This window comes from Pseudomonas nitroreducens (assembly GCF_014204515.1).
GTDB classification, from domain to species: Bacteria; Pseudomonadota; Gammaproteobacteria; order Pseudomonadales; family Pseudomonadaceae; genus Pseudomonas; species Pseudomonas nitritireducens_A.
In genome coordinates this window covers 19,259-41,223 of sequence record NZ_JACHLI010000044.1, presented here as the reverse complement: position 1 = coordinate 41,223, position 21,965 = coordinate 19,259, and the positions used below count along the sequence as shown (strand labels likewise).

Annotated in this window: 17 protein-coding genes and 4 pseudogenes; 14 read left to right on the top strand and 7 right to left on the bottom strand. The window is 61.4% G+C overall.

Annotated features, from left to right (window positions below):
- The first annotated feature begins 31 nt into the window (after positions 1 to 31).
- The 6 genes and pseudogenes from HNP46_RS32430 (at position 32) to HNP46_RS32405 (ending at position 11,609) form a co-directional block, all read left to right on the top strand.
- Positions 32 to 3,733 (top strand): DUF4132 domain-containing protein, encoded by a 3,702-nt coding sequence (locus tag HNP46_RS32430; protein ID WP_184597393.1) that lies wholly within the window; start codon positions 32 to 34, stop codon positions 3,731 to 3,733.
- Positions 3,727 to 4,824, top strand: coding sequence for an ATP-binding protein (locus HNP46_RS32425; RefSeq protein WP_184597391.1), 1,098 nt, complete (start codon positions 3,727 to 3,729; stop codon positions 4,822 to 4,824). The genes HNP46_RS32430 and HNP46_RS32425 overlap by 7 nt, the downstream gene beginning before the upstream one ends.
- Positions 4,821 to 7,271 (top strand): DUF5682 family protein, encoded by a 2,451-nt coding sequence (locus tag HNP46_RS32420; RefSeq protein ID WP_184597389.1) that lies wholly within the window; start codon positions 4,821 to 4,823, stop codon positions 7,269 to 7,271. The genes HNP46_RS32425 and HNP46_RS32420 overlap by 4 nt, the downstream gene beginning before the upstream one ends.
- Positions 7,264 to 8,388, top strand: coding sequence for a VWA domain-containing protein (locus HNP46_RS32415; protein WP_184597387.1), 1,125 nt, complete (start codon positions 7,264 to 7,266; stop codon positions 8,386 to 8,388). Before HNP46_RS32420 ends, HNP46_RS32415 begins: the two co-directional genes overlap by 8 nt.
- Complete coding sequence (locus tag HNP46_RS32410; RefSeq protein WP_184597385.1) at positions 8,385 to 10,460, top strand: SWIM zinc finger family protein; 2,076 nt, start codon at positions 8,385 to 8,387, stop codon at positions 10,458 to 10,460. The genes HNP46_RS32415 and HNP46_RS32410 overlap by 4 nt, the downstream gene beginning before the upstream one ends.
- Positions 10,457 to 11,609 (top strand): annotated as a pseudogene (locus HNP46_RS32405) (IS3 family transposase). The gene HNP46_RS32410 and the pseudogene HNP46_RS32405 overlap by 4 nt, the downstream one beginning before the upstream one ends.
- 51 nt (positions 11,610 to 11,660) lie before the next feature.
- Here HNP46_RS32405 and istA read toward each other — a convergent pair.
- Positions 11,661 to 12,561, bottom strand: a pseudogene (gene istA, locus HNP46_RS32400) (IS21 family transposase); the annotation flags it as partial.
- Positions 12,554 to 12,730, bottom strand: a complete 177-nt coding sequence (locus HNP46_RS32395) for a hypothetical protein (RefSeq protein ID WP_184597383.1) — start codon at positions 12,728 to 12,730, stop codon at positions 12,554 to 12,556. The gene HNP46_RS32395 and the pseudogene istA, both read right to left, overlap by 8 nt.
- A gap of 225 nt (positions 12,731 to 12,955) precedes the next feature.
- Here HNP46_RS32395 and HNP46_RS32390 point away from each other — a divergent pair, with 225 nt between their 5' ends.
- Positions 12,956 to 13,240, top strand: a complete 285-nt coding sequence (locus HNP46_RS32390) for a hypothetical protein (RefSeq protein ID WP_184597381.1) — start codon at positions 12,956 to 12,958, stop codon at positions 13,238 to 13,240.
- Between the two features lie 50 nt (positions 13,241 to 13,290).
- Here the strand turns inward: HNP46_RS32390 and HNP46_RS35705 are convergent, their stop codons facing one another.
- Complete coding sequence (locus HNP46_RS35705; RefSeq protein WP_221455198.1) at positions 13,291 to 13,506, bottom strand: hypothetical protein; 216 nt, start codon at positions 13,504 to 13,506, stop codon at positions 13,291 to 13,293.
- A 436-nt stretch (positions 13,507 to 13,942) separates the two neighbouring features.
- Here HNP46_RS35705 and HNP46_RS32385 point away from each other — a divergent pair, with 436 nt between their 5' ends.
- Together HNP46_RS32385 and HNP46_RS36295 are read left to right on the top strand one after the other, a co-directional pair.
- Positions 13,943 to 14,500, top strand: coding sequence for a DnaB-like helicase N-terminal domain-containing protein (locus HNP46_RS32385; RefSeq protein ID WP_184597379.1), 558 nt, complete (start codon positions 13,943 to 13,945; stop codon positions 14,498 to 14,500).
- Between the two features lie 265 nt (positions 14,501 to 14,765).
- Positions 14,766 to 14,894, top strand: coding sequence for a transposase (locus tag HNP46_RS36295; protein ID WP_184597377.1), 129 nt, complete (start codon positions 14,766 to 14,768; stop codon positions 14,892 to 14,894).
- 404 nt (positions 14,895 to 15,298) lie between these two features.
- On the opposite strand, the gene HNP46_RS36340 is transcribed toward HNP46_RS36295, so the two are convergent.
- Positions 15,299 to 15,613: a hypothetical protein gene (locus HNP46_RS36340; protein WP_311771859.1), complete on the bottom strand. Its 315-nt coding sequence runs from the start codon at positions 15,611 to 15,613 to the stop codon at positions 15,299 to 15,301.
- Here HNP46_RS36340 and HNP46_RS36285 point away from each other — a divergent pair.
- The 5 genes and pseudogenes from HNP46_RS36285 (at position 15,561) to HNP46_RS32355 (ending at position 18,242) form a co-directional block, all read left to right on the top strand.
- Complete coding sequence (locus HNP46_RS36285; RefSeq protein WP_409372481.1) at positions 15,561 to 15,788, top strand: ATP-binding protein; 228 nt, start codon at positions 15,561 to 15,563, stop codon at positions 15,786 to 15,788. The genes HNP46_RS36340 and HNP46_RS36285 overlap by 53 nt on opposite strands.
- A gap of 26 nt (positions 15,789 to 15,814) precedes the next feature.
- A pseudogene (locus tag HNP46_RS32370) lies at positions 15,815 to 16,312 on the top strand (IS66 family transposase); the annotation flags it as partial.
- A 353-nt stretch (positions 16,313 to 16,665) separates the two neighbouring features.
- Positions 16,666 to 17,256 carry a helix-turn-helix domain-containing protein gene (locus tag HNP46_RS32365; RefSeq protein WP_184597375.1) on the top strand — a complete coding sequence of 197 codons (591 nt, stop codon included), beginning with the start codon at positions 16,666 to 16,668 and terminating at the stop codon, positions 17,254 to 17,256.
- 438 nt (positions 17,257 to 17,694) lie between these two features.
- Positions 17,695 to 17,874, top strand: a complete 180-nt coding sequence (locus HNP46_RS32360) for a hypothetical protein (RefSeq protein WP_184597373.1) — start codon at positions 17,695 to 17,697, stop codon at positions 17,872 to 17,874.
- Positions 17,875 to 18,020: 146 nt separating this feature from the next.
- On the top strand, positions 18,021 to 18,242 hold the full coding sequence (locus HNP46_RS32355; protein WP_184597371.1) for a hypothetical protein: 222 nt from the start codon (positions 18,021 to 18,023) through the stop codon (positions 18,240 to 18,242).
- A 196-nt stretch (positions 18,243 to 18,438) separates the two neighbouring features.
- On the opposite strand, the pseudogene HNP46_RS32350 reads toward HNP46_RS32355, so the two are convergent.
- The 3 genes and pseudogenes from HNP46_RS32350 to HNP46_RS32340 form a co-directional block, all read right to left on the bottom strand.
- A pseudogene (locus HNP46_RS32350) lies at positions 18,439 to 19,317 on the bottom strand (IS5 family transposase); the annotation flags it as partial.
- Between the two features lie 61 nt (positions 19,318 to 19,378).
- Entirely contained in the window at positions 19,379 to 20,626 is a 1,248-nt protein-coding gene (locus tag HNP46_RS32345; protein WP_184597369.1) for a tetratricopeptide repeat protein, read from the bottom strand.
- A 9-nt stretch (positions 20,627 to 20,635) separates the two neighbouring features.
- Entirely contained in the window at positions 20,636 to 21,856 is a 1,221-nt protein-coding gene (locus HNP46_RS32340) for an HlyD family efflux transporter periplasmic adaptor subunit (RefSeq protein ID WP_184597367.1), read from the bottom strand.
- Positions 21,857 to 21,965: the final 109 nt, after the last annotated feature.

Genomic DNA, 21,965 nt, shown 5'->3' with positions numbered 1-21,965 from the left:
CAGCCTTTCTCCCTTCCTAGTATGGATCGTCATGTTACAGAAACTGCTGGAAAAATTGGGGTTTGGCAGCTCGCCCACGCCCTTCGCCAAGCATGTAACTGAATGTCTGGAAGTCCTCGACATTCTGCAAGAGGGACTCACCCAACGGGCGGTCAGCTACGTGCTCGAAGGCACCGTCGAATCCGTTCTGCTTGATCTGCGCCGCGTTAATGCGGAAGAGGCCATTGTACTGCTCGACCAGCCCGCCACCCTCGGCTGGTGGCACCCCTCCAGCAACGTGCGCAACGACCTGCAGAAGCACAAGAAACGCATCAACGCAGCAGCCAACGCCCGCGTGCGCCTGTATGCCGTCGGCGCCGATGTCGACGTGCCGGCCCTGGGGCGCTTCGGCAAGGTGCTGGAAGCCGCCTGCCAAGGCGGCAATCTGGTGCGGATCGCCAAGGTGCCGGATTGGTACCTCTATCTGGTGATCGATGCGCTGGTCACCACGGTGAAACGGGTCGGTGAGAAGTACAGCAAGGACATGCGCCAGCACTGGAATCTCGACCTGCTGGAGCGCCTGCTTGCGGTCGATGAGCTGCCCACCGAGGATGCGCCGCTGCTGCTACTCGATCGCCGCGATCTGAACGCCTACCACTGGCAGGATCAGGAAGACCAACTGCTGAAACTGCCAGGCCTGGCCGAACGCCTGCTGGAGCAACCGCCGCTGGTGCGCGGCCTGCCCGAGCGCCTGTCGGCCAGCGGTTGCATCAACCTGGTGCGACTGCTCAGCCGTAACTCGACACTGGCCACCACCTACGTCGATGTGCTGGTACGCATGGCGGTAAATGCGGCGAAGGGCGTACGCGCCGAAGCCATGCCACGGGTCGAAGCCCTGCCCCTGGTCGTCAAGCTTGAGCAGTTGAGCCAGTTGCTCGAGCACGGTTCCAACGGCGAACGCATCCAGGCCGCCGAGATGCTGGCCCGTAGCGGCGACGAAGCCCGCGCCATTCTCCAGGCACGGCAAACAGTGGAAGGTGCCAAACCTGTCCAGCAGGCCCTGGCCAATGCCCTGGCACGCCTGGACAGCCAAGCCACTGCCGAGCAACAAGCGCTGCCGGAGGCCGGCGAGTTCGAATGTTACCCGGACGTACAACTGGGCGACCCCGTTCTGCAATTGCTCCGAAAGAGCCTCCAGGAATTGCTGGAGGAAAAGCGCCTGGCGGCAGAGGAGGAAATCCGCAGCAACCGGGAAGAAAAACGCAAATGGGATTGGCGGCAGAAACAGTACAAGGAAATGCAATCGGTGACAGACACCGACCTGCAAAAAGCCCTGCAATGCCTCAACGGCGAAAAGACCGGCAAACTGAATTCAGCGGTAAACGAGGTGATCGGCTACAAGCGGCACCTGGCCAACCTGCCAGAGATGAATCTGCTGCACCTGATCCGCGCCTTCAACTTCAACTGGTACCAACTGAGCTCCTGCTTCAAGGGCGACGCCCTCGCCCGCCTCGACCTGCGCACCCTGGAAGATGCCATGCAGCGCGCTGGCCACCAGCGCGCTGCGCGCGAAGTCGCAGAAGTCTGCTGTGGCTGGAATTCGCCCCTGGAGCAGATGCCGCCAGAGAACGTGTGGCCATTCTTCGCCAGCCATCCGGAATTCCTTGAAGAAGCCTTCGGCCTGCGCCCCTCGGAAAGTTCCAATCGCTACTACGGCTTCAACGAATCCTGGGGGCTGAACATCCTGCAACGCTTCCCGGTACTGCCGGCGCGCTTCATCCCGATACTGCTGGAACTAGCCCTGGGTACCAGCAAGACCAACCGCAGCGAGGCCCAGCGTCTGCTGGAAACCTTGGCGGACATCGGCCAGCGGGCCGAAGAGGCGCTGACCTCCAGCAAGCAGGAAATCCGCGGCATGGCTGCCGATTGGCTGAAGCGGCTGGGCAATCCCGCCGCCGTGCAGGCGCTGAATACGGCCCTGGTCAAGGAAAAACGTGAAACCGTGCGCGCCTCGCTGCTGGCGGCCCTGGAGGCGCTGGGCCAGGACATTTCCGGCTATCTCACGCCTGCCGTGTTGCTCAAGGAGGCGCAGAAAGGACTGCAGGCCAAGCCGCCCGCCAGCCTGTCCTGGCTCGATCTCGACCACCTGCCCGCCGCCCAGTGGCTCGACGGCAGCCCGGCGGACCCAGCCATCCCGCGCTGGTGGGTGATTCTCGCCTGCAAGCTCAAGGAGCCCGCTGGCAACGCCTTGCTCAGCCGCTACCTGCAACTGCTGACCCCGGCTAGCCGCGCCGCGCTGAGCAAGAGCCTGCTGCTCGGTTTCATCGCCCAGGACACCCGCTCGCCATCCCTGGAAGAGGCCATCGCCTACGCCCAGGCCAACCACACCCAGCGCATCCAGCAGTACAAGAGCTGGGCGCAGTACGGGGCCGAATACGCCAACGCCACGCCGGAGCAGATATTCGAAAGCCTCAAGCGTGAACACCTGGGTATCTACCTGGGCAGCGCCATTGCCGACAAGGGCATCCTCGCCCTCGCCTGGGCCCTCCCCGGCCATGAACTGGTCAGCCTGCTGCAGAGCTACATGCGCGATCACTACCAGCGTCGCGCGCAGATCGAGGCCATGCTGATGGCCGCTGCCAACAGCGACGATCCGCTGGTGATCCAGTTGCTGCTTTCCGTCGCCCGCCGCCACCGCACCGCCTCCGTGCAGGCGAAGGCGCGCGAGCTGATCGAACAGATCGCCGAACGCAATGCCTGGAGCGCCGACGAACTGGCGGACCGCACCATCCCCAGCGCCGGCTTCGACGAGCAGGGCGTACTCAACCTGCATTACGGCGAGCGACTGTTCACCGCACGCCTGGACGCGGCGCTGAAACTGGAACTGCGCAACCCCGAGAGCAAGGTGGTCAAAGCTCTGCCCGAGCCGCGCAAGAGCGACGACCCGGCGCTGATCAAGGAAGCCAAGAGCCAGCTGTCCACCAGCAAGAAGGAGATCAAGCAGGTCATCGACCTGCAGAGCCAGCGTCTCTACGAGGCCATGTGTGCCGAACGCCTGTGGCCGGTGGCGGAATGGCGCGAATACCTGTTCGCCCACCCGCTGATGAACCACCTGCTGCAGCGTCTGGTCTGGGCGGAAGTCGACGCCGAGGGCGGGCTGCGGCTGTTCCGCCCCACCGAGGACGGCAGCCTGATCGATCTGGACGACGACGAAATCGAACTGGCCGAGGGACGCCATATCCGCCTGACCCATGCCGCACTGGTGGATGGCGAAACTGCCAAAGGCTGGAGCGGGCATTTCAAGGACTACAAGATCAAGCCGCTGTTCCCGCAGATGTCACGAGAACTGCCGGAGCTCCCTGCCACCGATGCGACTCGGGAAAGCCACGAGATCGAGGACCACAAGGGCTGGATGAGCGACACCTTTACCCTGCGCGGCGTGCTGACCAAGCTCGGCTACCAGCGCGCGCCAGCCGAGGACGGTGGCTTCTTCGACCATTACTTCAAGGACTTCGCCAGTCTTAAATTGCGGGTCTGCATCGGTTTCACCGGCAACTGCCTGCCGGAAGAAAATGTGCCAGCCGCACTCACCCACCTTTCCTACGAGAAGCTAGGCCGTCGCTGGTCGGACGGTAACCTGAAGCTGGCCGACATTTCGCCGGTACTGCTCGCCGAAACCTACGCCGACTACCGCGCCGTCGCCGACGCTTGCAGCGGCTTCGATGCGCAGTGGGAGAAGAAAACACCATGGTAAGCCCCGTTCTCCGCCAGGCCGCCGAGGCGCAATATGCAGAGGAACTGCAGCGCCTGGAGCAATCCGACCAACAGGCAGGCGCCGATCTGCCGCCCGGCTGGATGCGCTCGCCGCGTGCGGTGCGGCGCTTCATCCTCGGCGATGAAGCACTGGATGTCAGCCGCAAGTTCTACGGCGACGACGCGCTGGTCGACCGCGCCATCGTCACCCTGCTCGGCCGCCAGGGCCTGATGCTGGTCGGTGAACCGGGCACCGCCAAGTCGATGCTTTCGGAGCTGCTCGCCGCCGCCATCAGCGGCGATTCGCAGCTCACTGTGCAAGGCACCGCCGGCACCACCGAGGACCATATCAAGTACTCCTGGAACTACGCCCTGCTGCTCGCCGAAGGCCCGACCCAGCGCGCGTTGGTGGGCTCGCCGCTGTACCAGGGGATGAGCCAGGGCAAGCTGGTGCGCTTCGAGGAAATCACTCGCTGCCCGCCGGAGATCCAGGATGTGCTGATCTCCTTGCTCTCGGAAAAGCAGATGATGATCCCCGAGCTCGGTGACGCCGGCCGGCTGCAGGCGAAGCCGGGCTTCAACCTGATCGCCACCGCCAACCTGCGCGACCGCGGCGTGCATGAAATGTCCGCCGCGCTGAAGCGCCGCTTCAACTTCGAAACCGTACGGCCCATCAGCGACCGCGATTTCGAGATCGAACTGGTGATGCGCCAGTTGCAACGCGAGCTGGCAGCGGATGCCGGCAAGGTCGAGGTTCCGCGCGACGTGATCGGCCTGCTGGTCACGGTATTCCAGGAACTGCGCGCCGGCAGCACCCGCGAAGGCACCACGATCAAGGCGCCGGAAGCGGTGATGTCCACCGCCGAGGCGGTCAGCGTGGCCTACGCGGCAACGCTGGAAGCGCGCTACTTTGGCGATGGCCGGCTGAGCCCGGCAGAACTGGCACGGCAACTGCTCGGCGTGGTGTTCAAGGACAACGTCGACGACCGTAAGCGCATGCGCCACTACCTGGACAGCGTGATCCGCGAACGCGCCCGCCGCGACGAGTCATGGAAGCGCTTTTTCGAGGCCAGCAAGGGCATCTGGGAATGACCGAGGGCCTGGCGAACCTGCCCACGCGCCTGCACGCGGCTCGCCAACAACGCGAGGTGTTGGCGGAGCAAGGGCTGCATTTCGCCCCGCTGCGCCACCACAGCCCGGCCTGCGCCTTCGCCCTGCGTTCGCTCCTTGAGGAACTACGGCCGGCGGCGGTGCTGATCGAAGGGCCGGCGGACTTCGACGCGCTGATTCCCGACCTGCTCGACCCACGCAGCCGGCCGCCACTGGCAATCCTCGCGCAGCGCCGCACGGCGCAGGCCGATTCCGGCCCGCAATCGGCATTCTTCCCGTTCTGCGACTACTCACCGGAATGGCAGGCCCTGCGCGAAGGGCATCGGCTCGGCGCCCATCTGGCCTTCATCGACCTGCCCTGGTCGTGCCAGGCCGAGGTCGAGACGGATCAGGAACACAGCCACAGCCTGATGACCGAGCGTTACTTGGCGCACAGCGACTACCTGGCGGCGCTCGCGCAGCAGGCGCACTGCCGCGACCACGACGAACTCTGGGAGCACCTGTTCGAACTGCGCTCCCGCGCGGACCTGGCTGATTGGCGCAGGCTGTTCGATGACACCTTCGCCTGGTGTGCCATGGCGCGCCTGGACTACGAGGACGAGGTGCTCGCCGCCGAAGGCTCGCTCGCCCGCGAGGCACACATGCTCGCCTGCATCCAGGCCTGGCGCGCGCGCTGCGACGGGCCGCTGCTGGTGGTGACCGGTGGTTTCCACACCTTGCCGCTGGTGGAGGCCCTGGCCGACGCCGCGACGCCCCATCAGCCCGCCCCGGACACGCAGGCCGGCCATGCCTGGTTGATCCGCTACAGTTTCGATCGCCTCGACGCGCTCAACGGCTATGCCTCCGGCATGCCTTCACCGGCCTATCATCAACGCATCTGGGACGCACTGCTCGACGAGCAAGCCGGCCCGCTGACGCGGCAACACATCGCTACCGACCTGCTCAGCGCCATCGCCGCGCAAACCCGCGCACAGCAACTGGCCGATGCGCTGACCTTCGCCAGCGTCAGCAATGCCGCCGAACAGGCGGCCGGCCTGGCCCGCTTGCGCGGTCATCCGGGGCCCGGCCGCTACGACCTGCTCGACGCCATTCACTCCTGCTTCGTCAAGGGCGAACTGGGCAATGGCCAGGGGCCGTTCCTCGATGCGGTGAAAAAACATCTGGGCGGCAACCGGCTGGGCGACATCCCTTCTTCCACCCTCGCCCCGCCGCTGGTGGAGGAAGCACGATGCCTGGCCTTGCAGCATCGCCTGGACCTCAGCGACAGCCTGCCCCGGCGTGCCCGTCTAGACCTGTACCGCAAGCCCCGGCACCGCGAGCGCAGCCGCTTCCTGCACCTGATGAGCTACCTCGACAGCCGCTTCGCCAAGCACCAGGGCGGGCCGGACTTCATCAATGGCAGTGGCCTCGACCTGCTGTTCGAAGAGTGGGAGTACGCCTGGTCGCCTGTGGTCGAGGCACGCCTGATCGAATGCGCCGAACGTGGCAGCACGTTGCGCGAGGTAGCCTTGCGCAGCCTGCTCGACGAGGAGCGCGCCCTGCAGGAGCACGGACAGGGCCGCAGTGCTGGCCGCGCCGTACAGCTCCTGGCCCGCGCCGGCGCCATCGGTTTGAGCGACCAGTTGCCACGTCTGTACGAGCGCCTCGCCGAACACCTGGAGGAGGACCCGGAGCTGACCTCGGTGGTGACCTGCGGCCAACGCCTGCTGCACCTCTGGCGCGGCCGTGAACTGCTGGGCTTGGACGGCCACGCGGAACTGCCGGCGCTGCTGCAGCGCATCCTGCCCAGCGCGATGTTCCTCCTGCCGGGCCTCGAACACTGCCCGACCGAACAGGAAGGCGCCGCCATCAACGCCCTACTTGGCCTGCGCGAGCTCCTCAGTCTGGGGACCAGCCAGGCCGGACTGGAACTGCCAGAAGAACTCTTGCCCGTCGCCCTCGAACGCCTACTGCCCTTGGCGCCACCGGGGCTGGCCGGTGCGCTCCAGGCGCTGCGCTATCTCGATGGGCGCTGCGACGATGCGCAGTTGACCCTGGCGCTGCAACAGCGCTTCGGTCCCGGCGCCGACAGCGAGCAGGCGGTGCGTTTCCTCGGCGGCCTGCTCCAGGCCGCCCCGGAGCTGATCCTGCGCGCGGAAAGCCTGGCGCCGGCGCTCAATGCGCTGGTCGCCGGCTGGGACGAGACAACCTTCGTCCGCCACCTGCCCGACCTGCGCCTCACCTTCACTCGCCTGAAGCCCCAGGAAACCGGGCGCCTGGCCGACAGCCTGGCGGCTCTCAACGGCCTGGGCGCCGGCGTGCTGGAGCATACCCACTACGAACTCGACAGCGCCGACCTGCTGGCCGGCGCCGAACTGCAATTGGCGCTCAATCGCTCACTGGAGCGCGATGTCCTGCTGGACTGGGCCCAGGAGGCACGCCATGACTGAGTTGGAAAATGCCCGCCGCTGGCGCCTGATCCTCGGCCGCTACGCCGATCGCGCCTTGCACCAGGCCGAGTTCGGCGAAGGCGACGCACAGATCGACAGAACCCTCGACTACCTCTACAACCGCGAATACCAGCGCCGCGGTCACCGCCAGGGCGGTCGCGGCGGATCGCTAGACCCCAGCCAGCTGAAAGCGCTGAACTGGCTGGAACAGGCGCGCAAGCTGTTCCCCCAGTCCACCTTCGAGCGCCTGCAGGTGCAGGCCATCGAGCGCTATGAAATCAGCGAACTGCTGACCGACCCGCGCAGCCTGTCTACCCTCGAACCGACCCCGGCGCTGGCCAAGGCGCTGCTCAGTGTGCGCGGCCGGCTGGGCGCCGACACCCGTGACGCGGTGCGCCGGCTTATCGCCCAGGTGGTCGAGGAAATCCTCCAGCGCCTGCGTAACACCTTCACCAATGCCCTGCACGGACGGCGCAACCGTTTCCGCCGCTCGATGATCAAAAGCGCGCAGAACTTCGACTGGCGCGCCACCATCGCCGCCAACCTCAAGCACTACGACCCGCACCGCCAGCGCCTGCTGATCGAGTCACCGCGCTTCAACGCGCGAGTACGCCGGCAATTGCCGTGGGACATCATTCTCTGCGTCGACCAGAGCGGCTCGATGCTCGACTCGGTGATGTACAGCGCCATCTGTGCCAGCATCCTCGCCAGCCTGCCCAGCGTACGGGTGCGCCTGGTGCTGTTCGATACCCAGGTGGTGGACCTCAGCCACCTGGCAGACAACCCAGTGGAAGTGCTGCTCACCGTGCAACTGGGTGGCGGCACCGACATCGGCAAGGCTCTGCGCTATTGCGAGCAACTGGTGGAAAACCCGCAACGCACCGTTCTGACCCTGATCAGCGATTTCGAGGAAGGCGCTGCCGTCGGCCCGCTGCTGGGCAGCGTGACGCGCCTCCATCAGGCGCGGGTGAAGCTGCTGGGTCTCGCCGCCCTCGACGACCGCGCCCAGCCCGTGTACGACCCGAGCATGGGCAAGCGCCTGGCCGCCCGGGGCATGCAGATCGCCGCACTGACGCCGGAACACTTCGCCCAGTGGCTGGCGGAGGTGATGCAATGAGCAGTTGGCGACAGCGCTACCTCAGTTACGACGACAATGCGCTGGAAGTATTGGCCAACGCTGGCCTTCTGCGCCGCGCCGGCAAGGATGTGGAAGCCGGCAAACTGGCCTGGCTGAAACAGAGCGAACAGGGTGGCCTGATCGAAACCGACGGCCAGCAGGTAAGCCTGGACCAGACCGGCATCGACGCCGCGCGCTGTACCTGCCCGGCCACCGGCTGTTGCAAGCACATCCTTGCGGCGGTGCTTTGGCTACGCCAACAAGAGGACGAAGCACCCGCGGCACAGGCGGAGCATGAAGACGTCAATCTCGCCCTGAACGAAGCGCTCGCCCTCGACCCGCAGCAACTGCAGAAGCAGGCCGGCAAAGTGGCCAGCCGCAAGGCGCGACAATGGTGTGAAGAATTGGGCCGGGCGGATTACCGGAGCGAGGGCCGGCGCCTAGTCCTGGCACTGCCGGCGATCTCCTGCGAGGTCCTCTACCTGGCCGGTGGCGGTTTCGCCGGCATGCTCTCGGAAAGCCGCGAGAACGAGCGCAAAGGGCTGCACCTTGCAACCCTGGCGCTGCTATTCCAGAATCAGGAACGCGCCTGGACATGGACGGATACGAGCGAAACGCCAGCTACCGATCCGCTGCGCCTGTCCCAGACCGAAGCCCACCTGCTCGATGCCATTGAGCAACTGCTGGGCGAACTGCTACGCCAGGGGCTGTCCCACGTCAGCTCGGCCAGCGCGGTGCAACTGCGCATGCTCAACCTCTCGGCACGCACCGAAGGCTTACCACGCCTGGCTGGCCACCTGCGCACCCTGGGTGGACAGGTCGAATGCCTGGCCAGGCGCGACGACCACAGCAGCGAACGCGAAAGCCTGATGCAGATGGCCCTGGTGCAGGCGTTGTGCCTGGCCCTGCGGTGCGCCGACGAAACCCGCCTGCCGGCCCTGCGCGGCCGCTTGCGGCGCACCTACCAGCCCGGCGCCAGCCTCGACCTGCTGCCGCTGGGCGCGCACTGGTGGACGACACCCGGCGGCGCCCGCGGGCTGACCCTGGCATTCTGGGACAGCCAGGAGAGCGAGGTACGCGAAGTCAGCCTGGCTCGGCCGGACGGAAACGATACCAGCTTCCAGCGTGATAGCGTCTGGGCCCAGCAATCCTTGTGGAAATCCACCCCCGAACGGCTATGCCAATCACCGCTGCGCCTGGAAGCGCCTCGTCAGGCCGATGACGGCCGCCTGGCAGCGAACGGCGAAGGCCATGGGCACCCCCTGCCGCGCTGGCCAGCCGACGACCCGCGTATCGACGGCCTGGGAATCGCTGACTGGCAGCAACTGGCCGCACTGTTCGAAGCCAGCGCCACCCTCGGTGCCGACCTTCCCACCGCCCTGCTGCTGCGGCCGAGCCATTGCGAGGAAGCGCTGCTGGACGAAACCCGGCAAGTGCTGCGCTGGACCTTGCTGGACGCCCAGAACAATCGCCTGGAACTGCAATTGCCCTGCACGCTGGAGAGGCGCCAGCGCCTGGACAACCTGGAACGCGTGCAGAAGGCCCGCGACGACATCCGTGCCGTACTGGTGCACCCCTGGCTCGATGGCCGGCGCCGGCGCCTGGAGCCACTGGCCTTGCTGATTCGCGACAAGGGCGAACTGCGCTGCCTGTCGCTGGACTTCGAAGCCACGATGCGCGGCGGGCTGAGCCTCAACCGACGCTTTCTCGAGCGCATCCAGCGACTGTTCGAGCGCAAGGCGGACGCCGCCGCCTTCATCGAGCCGCCCAGCCTCGCCATGCGCCTGGTCGAACCGGCGCTGGATGTCCTGGAAAGCCTGGCCAGTTGCGGCCGCCGGCAACTCTCCGAGTACCAACGCGACACCCTGCTCCATCAACGCAGTTTGGCGGAAAGCGCCGGTGTCGAACTGCTCGCAGAGCATCTGCGAAGATTGGCCGAAGCCAGGGAAATCACGCCCAACGCACTGCTGACGACCAGCCATCTCATGAACCGCCTTCTGGCACTTGACCCTGCCTCGATTTCACGTACAGCAAGAAGTTGGAAACTTCACAGGTACGGAGAATCGAGATGAAAGAAGGCAGGTTGCCCAAGAGGCGGTACACAGAGGAATTCAAGGCTGAGGCGGTCAGGCTAGCAGCCTCGGTGGGTGGTCACGAAGCGGCACGGCGCCTTGGCGTGCCGGTGGCCACGGTGGGGAATTGGTCCAGGCGGAGCGTTGCCTCGGCGGTTGCTGGTAGCACAGCGAGTGAGGCGCCTGCACGGCGCCCCGTCAGCGAGTTGGAGGCCGAGAACAGCCGCCTGCGTAGGGAATTGGCCGAAGCGAAGCTGGATGTAGAAATCCTACGAAAAGCGACGGCGTACTTCGCCAAGGTGTCGCGATGAAGTACGCCTGGATCGACAAGCATCGCGATCAGTACTCCGTCAGCTAGTTGTGTCGCGTGTTGGGCGTCTCACGAAGTGGCTATTGTCAGTGGCGTGTTCGTCCGCTCAGCCCCAGGGCGTAAGCTAATCAGGCACTGGATGCCAAGGTTGCTGCCATCCACCAGACCAGTCGCCGCAGCTATGGTCGTCCTCGAATCGTCCAGAGGCTACGCCAGCAGGGTCAGATTGTCAGCGCCGAGCGGGTTCGCAAGAGCCTGCGGCGCCAAGGTTTGAGGCCGGTATACAGAAGGCCGTTCGTGGTGACCACTCACTCGGCGCACCGCCTGCCGGTGGCCCCGAACCTGCTGGATCGGCGCTTCGATGGCTGGCAGCGCGATCAGGCCTGGGTGGCCGACATCACGTACGTGCCCACCCGCGAGGGCTGGTTGTACTTGGCGGCGGTGATGGACTTGGCGGGCAGGCGGATCGCAGGCTGGTCGATGTCCGACGCCATCGATGCGACCTTGGTGTGCGCCGCGCTGCAATCGGCCTGGTAGCAACGCAAGCGGGCAAGGGCCTGATGGTGCATACCGACCGTGGGTCGCAGTATGCCAGCGGCCGGCACCAGGCATTGGCGGCTGACCTGGGTATCACAATGTCCATGAGCAGGAAGGCCAACGCCTGGGACAACGCGCCGATGGAGAGTTTCTTTAAGACCCTGAAGTTCGAACGCATCTACTAGGTACGCTACGAAACACGGGCGCAGGCCAGGCTGGACATCGTCAATTGGATCGAGGGCTGGTACAACCGGCAGCGCTTGCACTCAGCTAACGGATTCCTTGCGCCTGTCGCATGGTAGAATGCACGCTTGGCTGCATGACTTGATGTACGCGGAAACGAGGCAGGGTCAGGATTGCCGGGAGCCTGGCAGCTTGCGAAATGGCTGTCGACTGAGTCGCTCCAGCAGCACCGCAATGGCACTGTTGAGTTCGCCCAAGGAGAAAAACCGACGGTCGCGCAGCGCTGCGAGCGCCCCAGCGTTCGACCAACTGCACGCCGACCTCGGCCTTGGCCCTGTCACGTGGTTTTCGGGCCAGCGCCGACACCACCGCCGCACCGTAGTGCTCAGCCACGTCACGATAGCTGGAGTTGATGTCCGGCTCGTAGCGACGGCTCTTGCTCTCCGCGCTGCGCAGGTTGTCCGGCACCACGATCGTCGGCAACCCACCTAGAAAAGCGAGGCAGCGCGCATGGGGGCCTAATCCGTCCGGCAACTGCTGTGACCAGGTGGTCTCGGCGAAGGTGTAGCTGGAAGTCCCGAGCACCACGACAAACACCTGCGCCTATCGGATCTCGCCGCTGTGGCGGTCAATCACCGGCACCGTCTGGCTAGCGTAGTCGGCAAATAACTTCTCTCCGGCACGATGCTCCTGGGGCATCACCAGATCGAGCTTGCCAGCCCACTCCCGGTAGTGCTCGCAGAACCAACTGCAGTGGGAGCCTTGCCGCTGGCTCAGACGATCCTCCTGCCAGAGCAACATCAGGATCACGCCAGGCCTGCGCAACTCGGCATGCACCTAGGCCGAGTCTGGCTTTGGCCGCTGCTCGCTGGGCAGCACTGGGGCCGAGGGAAACAGCCGGCGTACCAGCTCGACATCGGACAGCGCACACGGCCAGTTGAGCGCGCTGGCGGCTAAGCGGCTGAGGTATTCGCCGACGGTGGCACGACCAACCTGCACACTGGAAGCAATCTGGCGAGATGATAGGCCGATCTCGAATTTGAGGCGCAGTAGCTCACGAATCTCACGCATGGATAAATGCGACGTGGCTGCCTGCCTGATCGGGTGGTCGCATCACCGTGGAATCGGTGGCCGAATGCTCGTGGAATGAGTGGCCAGATGACCGTGGAATCTGCAAGCGACGAGATAATTCGATGGATTCCCGTTTGAACTTGGGGCTGTATCTCTTGGTCTTGGACATGAACATTCCTTCAGCTCGGCGTGGGTTTAATCGAAAGCGTTCGTTTTAACGGGGTAGAACCCCAGCCTTTACCCATTTATAGAGGCTATGAGTCGAGACGACGGGGCGCGCGGCGATTTGTGCCGCTGTAAATTCGCACTCGATAACTTTCCTATTGAGAAACATCTGATATCGACATCCTGAGCATTCAGGCATCAGAGTACAACGTTCCAAGGAGGCTAGAAAATGGTTAACGATCTAAAAACTGTTCTCCAACAAATACCACGTCATGTAGACAAGGCGATGTTTAGGCAGGGATGGTCGGACACTGCTGAGTTGCTGGGAACAATGATCGGTACAATCGAGCAGGAGGGAGCCGTGAAGGAAGTTTTTGCTCGACTCAGGACAGCAGCAGAGTTCAAGCCGGTAAGCTATGCTGCAGGTGTGGAGGCTCTGCTGGCGGTAGTCGAAACGGCGGTAACGCAACATCGCATGCGAGGTTCGTCAGGAGCACTGCCCAGAGGTACTTAGCTCAAAGATTTGCTATGCATGGCATGGATCCGGTTACTGCCGATAGTTGTTCATTGACGATGAAAAACCAGATCACGGATTGTGAAGATGGTCGCCAGGGTAGCGGGCTCGGCCTTCACATCCGTCTTTATTCTTACCCACGCAAGTGCAAGCCCAAGTCGGTAGTCTTTGAAGTGGTGGAAGAGATGTTCCAACGGTAGTTTGCTGATAGCACTGGCGTTCTTCGCAAACAGAAAGTTGAAGATAGCGGCGAGCGGTATAGACACTGCCTCACTCTCTTCGCCATCACCCTCCTGCGAAAAGAGTCTGATGCATTCCTGGATGTGCTTCCGAATTTCGCCAAGCTAATAGTCGCTCATATTACGCTGCAAGGTAACCTCAAGGCTGACAGATAATACTTTCTGTTGAAATCGTCGCAGCATCGTTGCTCCCAATGCATTCCCCCTTGAATGGATTTTGAAAGCCGTAAGGTCCTGGATGCAGAGGTCGGCTGAGACGATGATGCCATATGTGAAGCGAGAAATTTGGATCAAGGCGCGCAGCAGGGGACAGCGCGCTTGCGAGGGCAGTCGGAGGAGCCGCGCCGATCAGTTTAAGATTCTTCTGGTTCCGGCACAAGCTCAAGTGTGTTCCTTATTGAGGTGGAGAGCTCTCACGCAGTTGTTATCAAGGCGTTTAGTCATTTTTCTCAGGAAGATGAACATGGATACCGACAACAGTCTAGACTCGGCATTTGAAGTCACGGCGGCACTGGTGGAGAAACATCTGCTCGGATACTTGATGATCGACAACGCCCCTTGGTGGGATGTCGCTCCAGATCTGAATCCCTCAGATTTCGGGGGATACGTCAATTGCCGAATCTACCTGGCGATTGAAGAGCTAATGAGCTCGGGCTTGCCTGTAAACGTGATCGCGTTATTTGAACGCCTTGGCGGTGACGAGCTTTATCAAGAGGCAGGAGGGGTTCGCCTCCTCGCGCAAATGTCGAAAAACACCTGCGTATGTCGTGACCAAGTCACCGCATTAACTCATCTGGTTCATGGGTTTGGATTGCTCAGGGCATGCCTTGGACGCAAACATCAAGGGCAAGCAGTGTGTAGTCTACTGGCAGCCAAAGCCCATGGCTGGCCTCACGGCGATTCCTGGGTTGTGACCATCGATGATCTAGTCCGAGAGAAACAGGATATACCTGTAGAGCTTTTGGGCCAGCGCGTCTGTTACGTGTTCGGTGAAAGGGCTGTGGGCTCATTATCTGAGTAATCCTTGTCGGATCCCAGCGGGGTAGCCATTGCATATGCTCAGCGGTCAATGCGGTATTTCCCTCATCCACAGCGGAGCCCACAATGCATTAGTCCTTCGGAGTTCTTGGACATCGCATCGTGCCTTTACTTGCAGTTATCATTTTTTCTCGCCAAGTCTTTTGTAAGCGTTTGAAAATCAACGTCCTAGCCACTCTCCTCAGCAATTGACATTATTGCGTCCGCATTTTTTAGCGGACACGATTACCCTTATTGCCAGGATTTTCATGCGCCAACGAAGCTCTTACCCCAAATCTTTCAAGGCCCAGGTCGTGCAGGAATGTCTGCAACCCGGGGCCTCAGTCTCCAGCGTCGCCATCAGCCATGGCATCAACGCCAACGTCATTCGCAAGTGATTGCCGATTTATACAGCATCGCTGCCAGCCTTCGCACCCCTGCAAACGATGCCCAGGTAGCAAGTTAATGAGACGGCAGTGATCGCACTTGCGCTGGGTGACAAATCCATCACGGCCAAATGGCCAGCCTGCTACCCGGACGGTTGTGCGCGCCTCATCCGTAGCCTCTCTCAATGAATTGAGGCTGTTCCGGCCTTGCGCCTAGAAACCATACCGACCGACGGCGATTTACCGAAACTGGAAGTACTGCGTGAGGAATTCTCGCCACTGGCAGCTGAGCACCCAGTCGTTCATGTTCAGATGCCACTGCCCAGTTGCTATGACACCCTGCTAAGCCTGGTGGAATCAGCATGAATACGCCGGTCACAATTGATGCCGCCCGCCTGACGTTAATGCTCAACGAGCTACGACTGCCCACCATCGGCCGAATCTAGCCAGAATTTTCGCAGCGCGCTGATAAGGAAAGCTGGCAGGCAACCCGACTGCTCGGCGCCTTGCTTGAGCACGAGCTGGCCGAACGGGCCAAGCGGCGCATCGAACGACACCGAACAGAGTCTCGCCTCGATCCGACCAAGACCCTGGCCGCCTTCGAACCCAGTGCTGGTCTCCAAGGCACACGTGATGGCGTTGGCCAGCGGTGATGCCTGACTGGAGAAAGGGGCCAATGTGCTGATCTTCGGCCCACCGGGCAATGAGAAAAGCCACCTCGGATCAGCCATCGGACATGCCCTGATCGACGCTGGATACCGGGTGCTATTCACGCGCACCAGCGAGCTCGTTCAGAAACTGCAAGCGGCGAGACAGAACCTGCAATTGCCCGCAGCCTTGGCCAACCATGATCTAAGCCTACCGGCAATCATCCCAGCTAACCCGCCAAGATGGTTGTCGCTGTAGCCGCCGTCCTGCTTGACGATATCTACCTGCATGTGGCGAATAAAAGTCAGTTGGCCGAACAGAAGCTGCACTCAATCGGCGGTTTGTACGAAGTCGAACGGCAGGTCAAAGACATGAGCGATAAAGATCGCTGGCGATTACGCCAGGAAACGGCGGTGCCCATCGCTGAAAAGCTGCATGAGTGGATGGCGACTCAACGCGAGCTTGTGCCCGAGGGCTCAGCCACTGCCAAGGCGCTGGATACAGCTTGAAGCGCTGGGTAGCGCTGACGCGCTACATGGATCACGGTGCCGCGCCCATCGACAACAATGCCGTGGAGAACCAGATCAGGCCGTGGACGCTCAGTAGGTCAAACTGGCTCTTCGCTGGATCGCTGCACAGCGGTAAATCATGTGTCTGATCCAGTCGGCGCGCATGAACGGGCACGATCAGTACGCCCCCTCGAAGACGTACTGACGCGGTTACCGACGCAGAAGGCCTGTGAGATCGAACAGTTGCTGCCGCATCAGTGGATGCCGAGCTAACGCAAGGCGTATTCCCCGCACGCTTACAGCGCAATAACGATGCTCTGATACAGGCACGGCTGATCGCTGCTGACCGCTTGCTCTGGCGCACTCAGCGGCATGGCTTACCGCCGATGTAACCTGCCTCCCTTCACTATCGGGGGCTTGCCTGATGAGCTGCTGAGCCTCGAAGCCACAGAGAGTTTCCGAGTGGGCTCGAACACAGAGCTCGAGGAGGATGCGCTGCGCGCTGAAATAGAAACAGAGCTGATGGCTCGGTCGCGTCTTATAGTAGGCGACAATTATAAGAATATTCTCATGTGCAACTGAGAGCTTGCGTCGCAATATTAGCGGGTAAAAGTCGGGAGCTTAATATGAAAAGAATCCACTTCAGATCAGCACATGGAACTGCAAGCCTCTATGCCGATGACGCGTGCCTATCAGCACTGGATGACAATCAAGAGTACGACCTCTTAGGTATTGAAAACATATTAATCGGGCTGGAATTAGAAGTAATATTATTGAGCGTTTCAAAATTCAAGGAGCCCTCCTTCGTCGTTGCGATGGTCTCTCTGCTAAAAACACAGCTCCCTAATTCCACATTATTAATCCATATTCCAGCGGCAGACATAACCCTAATAAAAATTCTAACTCAGATTGGAGTTGGGGGGGTGATTTTAGGCACCGAAGCCATGACTCAGCAATTTTCATTAATATCGGGGGCGCTCTCGGATATGGGGAAAAGAGATGGAGAGAGAGGAAAGTTTTTCGATGAAATGGCTACGCTTACCACTGAAGAGAGAAAAATAGTTTCGATGTTCATGTCCGGACTTAGAGTTTGCGAAATAGCCAGATCACTATCCAAGAGCATCAAAACTGTCAGCGCCCAGAAGATCTCCGGAATGAGAAAGCTAGGGGTCAAGTCCAATATTGAATTACTGGTTTTCTCAGACCACTTTAAATGAATGCTACTTTTTTGCAAGTAAAGCCATATATTCAGAGTGAGCCTTGAGTGGCGCGAAATTACCTGGCGGCATATTGCGTTTCGCAGTAACGGATTCTACTCAATTTCTACTAGCGGTTTGATAAGAGCTGAAAATTTCAAATCTTGCTGGGCGACCACATGACGCATTCGAGGGCTATGAAACCGCTCAATGTAGTCCAATAGATCCCACCTGAGCTTTATCACGGTCTCGATACGACTAGCGAGACACGTACTCAGGCTGGAGCCGACCGCAGAAGCCGTCACAGGCAGCATTGTCACCGCAAGGCATTCGGACGATCTGGTTATTTTGGATCGCTCGGCCACGTTCAAAAATTGGCTAATCCTGACGTCAGCTGAAAATACCAGGCTATTTCAGGCCATCTTTAGCTTCCGTCGACTGCTGGCGAGGAGCGAGGCGATGACAGGAATTCTGATCGTGATTAACGGCTGCCAGAGGGCTGCCGCTGCGACAGTTTTACATCATTGCTGCCAAGTTGATCCACGCACCGAGTTTGGCAAAAAACAGGGTGAACGTAGTAAGACGAATGACTGCTGCGAAGCGCTTGCAGCAGCTAAAAGCAAAAAAATGAGCAACTAGTCAGATTGTTTCTGACGCCCTTCTTTACATGTCCGGCGGCTGAGTTTGATCGAAAGCTCGAGGTCGCTCCGGATTTATAAGATTTTTCTTATTCCTTATTGAGAGTCGCTAATGTGTGTATTGGCTTCTATTAGAGGAGGATAATGATGCAAATCTACCAAAGCAGAAACCGTACCGGCGATGTTATTTCTTTGAATATTCTCAACGGCCAAGTCGATGACAGAATTATGCGCTTGCTGCTAACGCAAGGAATTGAGATTGAGTTTGTTGCGATTGAAAACCAAGCTGTCCAGCTAATTATTCGCGCCCCACGTGGAATGTGGATTGTGGAGGAAATCGAAAGCCGCCCGCCGAGCGTATACGAATAGATGGAATCTGCTGTTTATAGCTTTTGATTGACTTGTCCTAGGGCTGTTAAGGATGGCCTGAAGTAGCCATGCGTTTCTGGCTAACTCCAGCGCCTGCCGATTTTGAAAGCGCCCTCTCGATCCATAACACTCAGATTCGTCGCGCTTCACTCTCTTTTTCGCTGCTGCGAGCACCCCACAGCAGCCATTTTCCGCATTACAGGCGCACCTCTCCTGCGCTGGCCAGCAAATGTCGGCGGGCCATCCACAGATTCGACAGGGCAAACAGCGTCACCATTTGCGCGGCATTCTTGGCCAATCCACGGAAGCGCACCTTCACGTAGCCGAACTGCCGCTTGATCACGCGGAAGGGGTGTTCGACCTTTGCACGCACCTGGGCCTTGGCTTTCTCAATCTTGCGAATCGCTTTGTACAAGGCACTGCGCTTGCCATGTTTCTGGTAGGTGCTGCGCCGAGCCGCGACCTGCCAGATGACTGGGCGGCCTTCATGTTCAGGGCGCTTTTCGACTCCGGTATAACCGGCGTCAGCGCACACCACGTTTTCCTCGCCGCGCAACAGTTTGTCGACCTGGGTGATGTCCGCGACATTGGCGGCGGTTACCACCACGCTGCGCACCAAGCCCGATTCTTCGTCGGCACCAATGTGCGCTTTCGCGCCGAAGTAATACTGGTTGCCCTTCTTCGTTTGATGCATCTCCGGGGCACGCTTGCCATCCTGGTTCTTGGTCGAACTGGGCGCGTGGATCAGCGTGGCATCGACGATAGTGCCCTGGCGCAGCGACAGACCCCGGCCACCCAAGTAGCCATTGATCACCGCCAGAATCCCAGCCGCCAACTCGTGCTTCTCCAACAGGCGCCGGAAGTTGAGGATGGTGGTTTCGTCGGGAATGCGCTCCAGGCTCAGTCCGGCAAACTGGCGCAGGATGGTGGTCTCGTACAACGCCTCCTCCATCGCCGGATCGCTGTAGCCGAACCAGTTCTGCATCAGATGCACGCGCAGCATCGCCATCAACGGATAGGCCGGACGGTCGCCTTCACCCTTCGGGTAATGCGGCTCGATCAGGGCTATCAGCCCCCACAGTCAGAATGAGCAAGCCATGCCCGCGATTTGCGAACATAGTGTGCTCCTGCGGTTCTCAATGGTTGAGCGGGCTCAGGACGATGCGAGCCTCCCCATCACGAATCCATTCCGCATAGCGGGCCGGGATATTGCCCGTCACCTCCCCACCACTCACGACTGCGCGATAGTCGCAGACCGCGCGCTCGCCCTCCCTTTCGCGGCGGTACAAGGTCCAGCGCACCGGGCTACCTTCCGCCAACACGCAGGGCAGGCTGAACCTGGGCGAGCCTTCTGCATATCCGACGTGAAAATTTTCCAGCATCGGCCCGCCGGGGAAGCCAGCGGCGCCGAAGAAGCCAAACATCGAGTCGTGTTGCAGCAGACTGCGTCGGGCGTAGGGCCAGACATATTCGCGCAGGAAGTACTGGTCGGCGAAGTGTCGTGAGGCCAGCGGCGCGGCGAAGAAGGGCCGAGCAAGTTCGGCCAGTTTCGGCAGCGCCCCGCCGACCACGCCCCACAGCCCTGCCAGCAGTAACTCGGTGTGGGTGCCGTTGTCGCGCATGGCGTGGAACAGCTTGTCGCTGCGCAGCCACTCGTCCACAGCTTCCACTTCGCGCCTACTTATCACCGAGTCGGCGTCACGGAACAGGATGCGCTGCGCCTGAGGGTCGTCCAATGCGAGAAAGCGCCACATCGGCCCCGGCCACCGATGCTGGGCCTTGTCGACGCGCACCAGTTGACCGCCGTGCTCAAGCAAGCGATGGACGATGGCTTCGGGCACGCTATCATCAATGTAGAAGCGGCAGGTCCAGTGCGGATATAGGTGCGGCTGCTCGATCACGTTGAGCACGGCGGTCTCGCAGTACTTGGAGCTATCGCCGAACAACGAAAATGCGATTAGGTTCCGTTCGCGGGTCGCCGCGCAGGGCGCTGGCGGCAGCGCTGGCGACTCATGAGCGATAGGCGGCTCCCCGCCGAACTGGCTCTCGCGCAGGTTCAGCGCGTGCAGTCCATGGCGGCGCACCTCGTCCCACCGGCGCAGCGCGGAGTTGGCGTGCGAAAGCGCGTCGAACAGGGCCAGGCTACTGCCGCCGCAGAGCAGGGCGCGGCTAGCGTGGTCTATCGCCTCCTGCCAGCGCTCCAGCTTCACGCAGTTAACTGCCGCGTCGACCCACACAGGTGCCAACTGCGGCCATCGCCGGGCTGTCTGTAGGCAAAGCTGTAGTGCCTCCTCGTGGCGACCCTCGGCGAACAGTTCGCTGGCGTGCTTGCCGGCGCTCTCGACTTCGCGGCGCTCGCGGTAGCTGGGCGTGCGTACTTTCATCGGTGTCACTCAGCGTTCGCGCAGCGCTTCGCGCGCGCGATTGAGCGGCTTGGTCAGGTAGTCCCAGACGGTCTTGCTGCCGGTGTGGATATCTACGGTAGCGACCATGCCGGGGAAGATCGAGAAGCTCCTTCCGTCTTTGTTCTTCAGTGCGTCGGTCTCAGTGCGCACGAATACCCGATAGTAATACTGGTCGCGCCGCACTTCATCCTGGATGGTGTCCGGCGAGATGTTCACCACCTCTCCCTTCAGGCCGCCATAGATGGAGTAGTCATAGGCGCTAATCTTGACTAGGGCCGGCAGACCGGGATGGATGTAGGCCACGTCGCGCGGCGAGATGCGTGCCTCTACCAGCAGTTGGTCCTCCACCGGGACGATGACCATAAAACGACCGTTGGGCGGAATCACTCCGCCGACGGTGCTGACCTCAATGTCCTTGATGATGCCGCGCATCGGTGAGGTGACGGTCAGACGCGACAGTGAATCGGCGCGGCCGCGGGTCACCGACTGCTGCGCCTCCACTTCGCTGTTAGCCTTCGCCAAGTCCTCGCGGGCCTTTACCAGGTACTGATTGCGTGTATCGGTGGCCTTCAGCTGCAGCTCGTTGGCCTGTCGTTGCAGCCGCAGAACTTCGACATTGCTCGCCGCGCCGACCGAGGCCAGACGCGTGGTCATCTGCAGTTCCTTGTTGACCAGGCCGAGGGCCTCACTGATGCCGTTTAGGGTCTTCTGCAGGCCCTCGCGGCGGGATTTGTACAGCGCGGTCTCGGACTTCACCAAGTCCGGCTCCTCCAGCACTTGTGCCGGAAACGCCAGCTCGCCGCCGTCCACCTCGGCACGCAGGCGCGCCGCCATGGCGAGAGCCGAGCGCACCCGTGAGGCGCTCTCTCCTACTGCGGACTCGGTCTTGGTACGGTCCAGCTGTGCCAGCACCTGGCCAGCATCCACCAAGTCGCCCTGTTTGACCCGCAACTGCGAGATAATACCGCCCTCCAGCGACTGGATGACCTGCTCGCGGGAACTAGGAATGATCTTGCCAGTGCCGGTAGAAACTTCATCCAGCTCGAATATGTAGGCCCAGGCCAGCAGCGCCAGCACGCCGGCGAAAGCACCCCTGATCAGCCGCGAGACACGCGGGGCTCGCTGTTGTTCGGTGAAAAGGTCGCCGCAGGACGCAGCCGGATGGCTCGGCGCGGAGGGCTTAGGCAGTTGAATCGAATTGACCTGCATGATAACTCCCGACGCGGGCCCGACCCGCGTCCTTAATGTATTCCATCGCTAGCCCGCTGGCCGGAACACTTAGGCGATGCGGCCTTCATCCGTCGAAGGCTGCATCGAC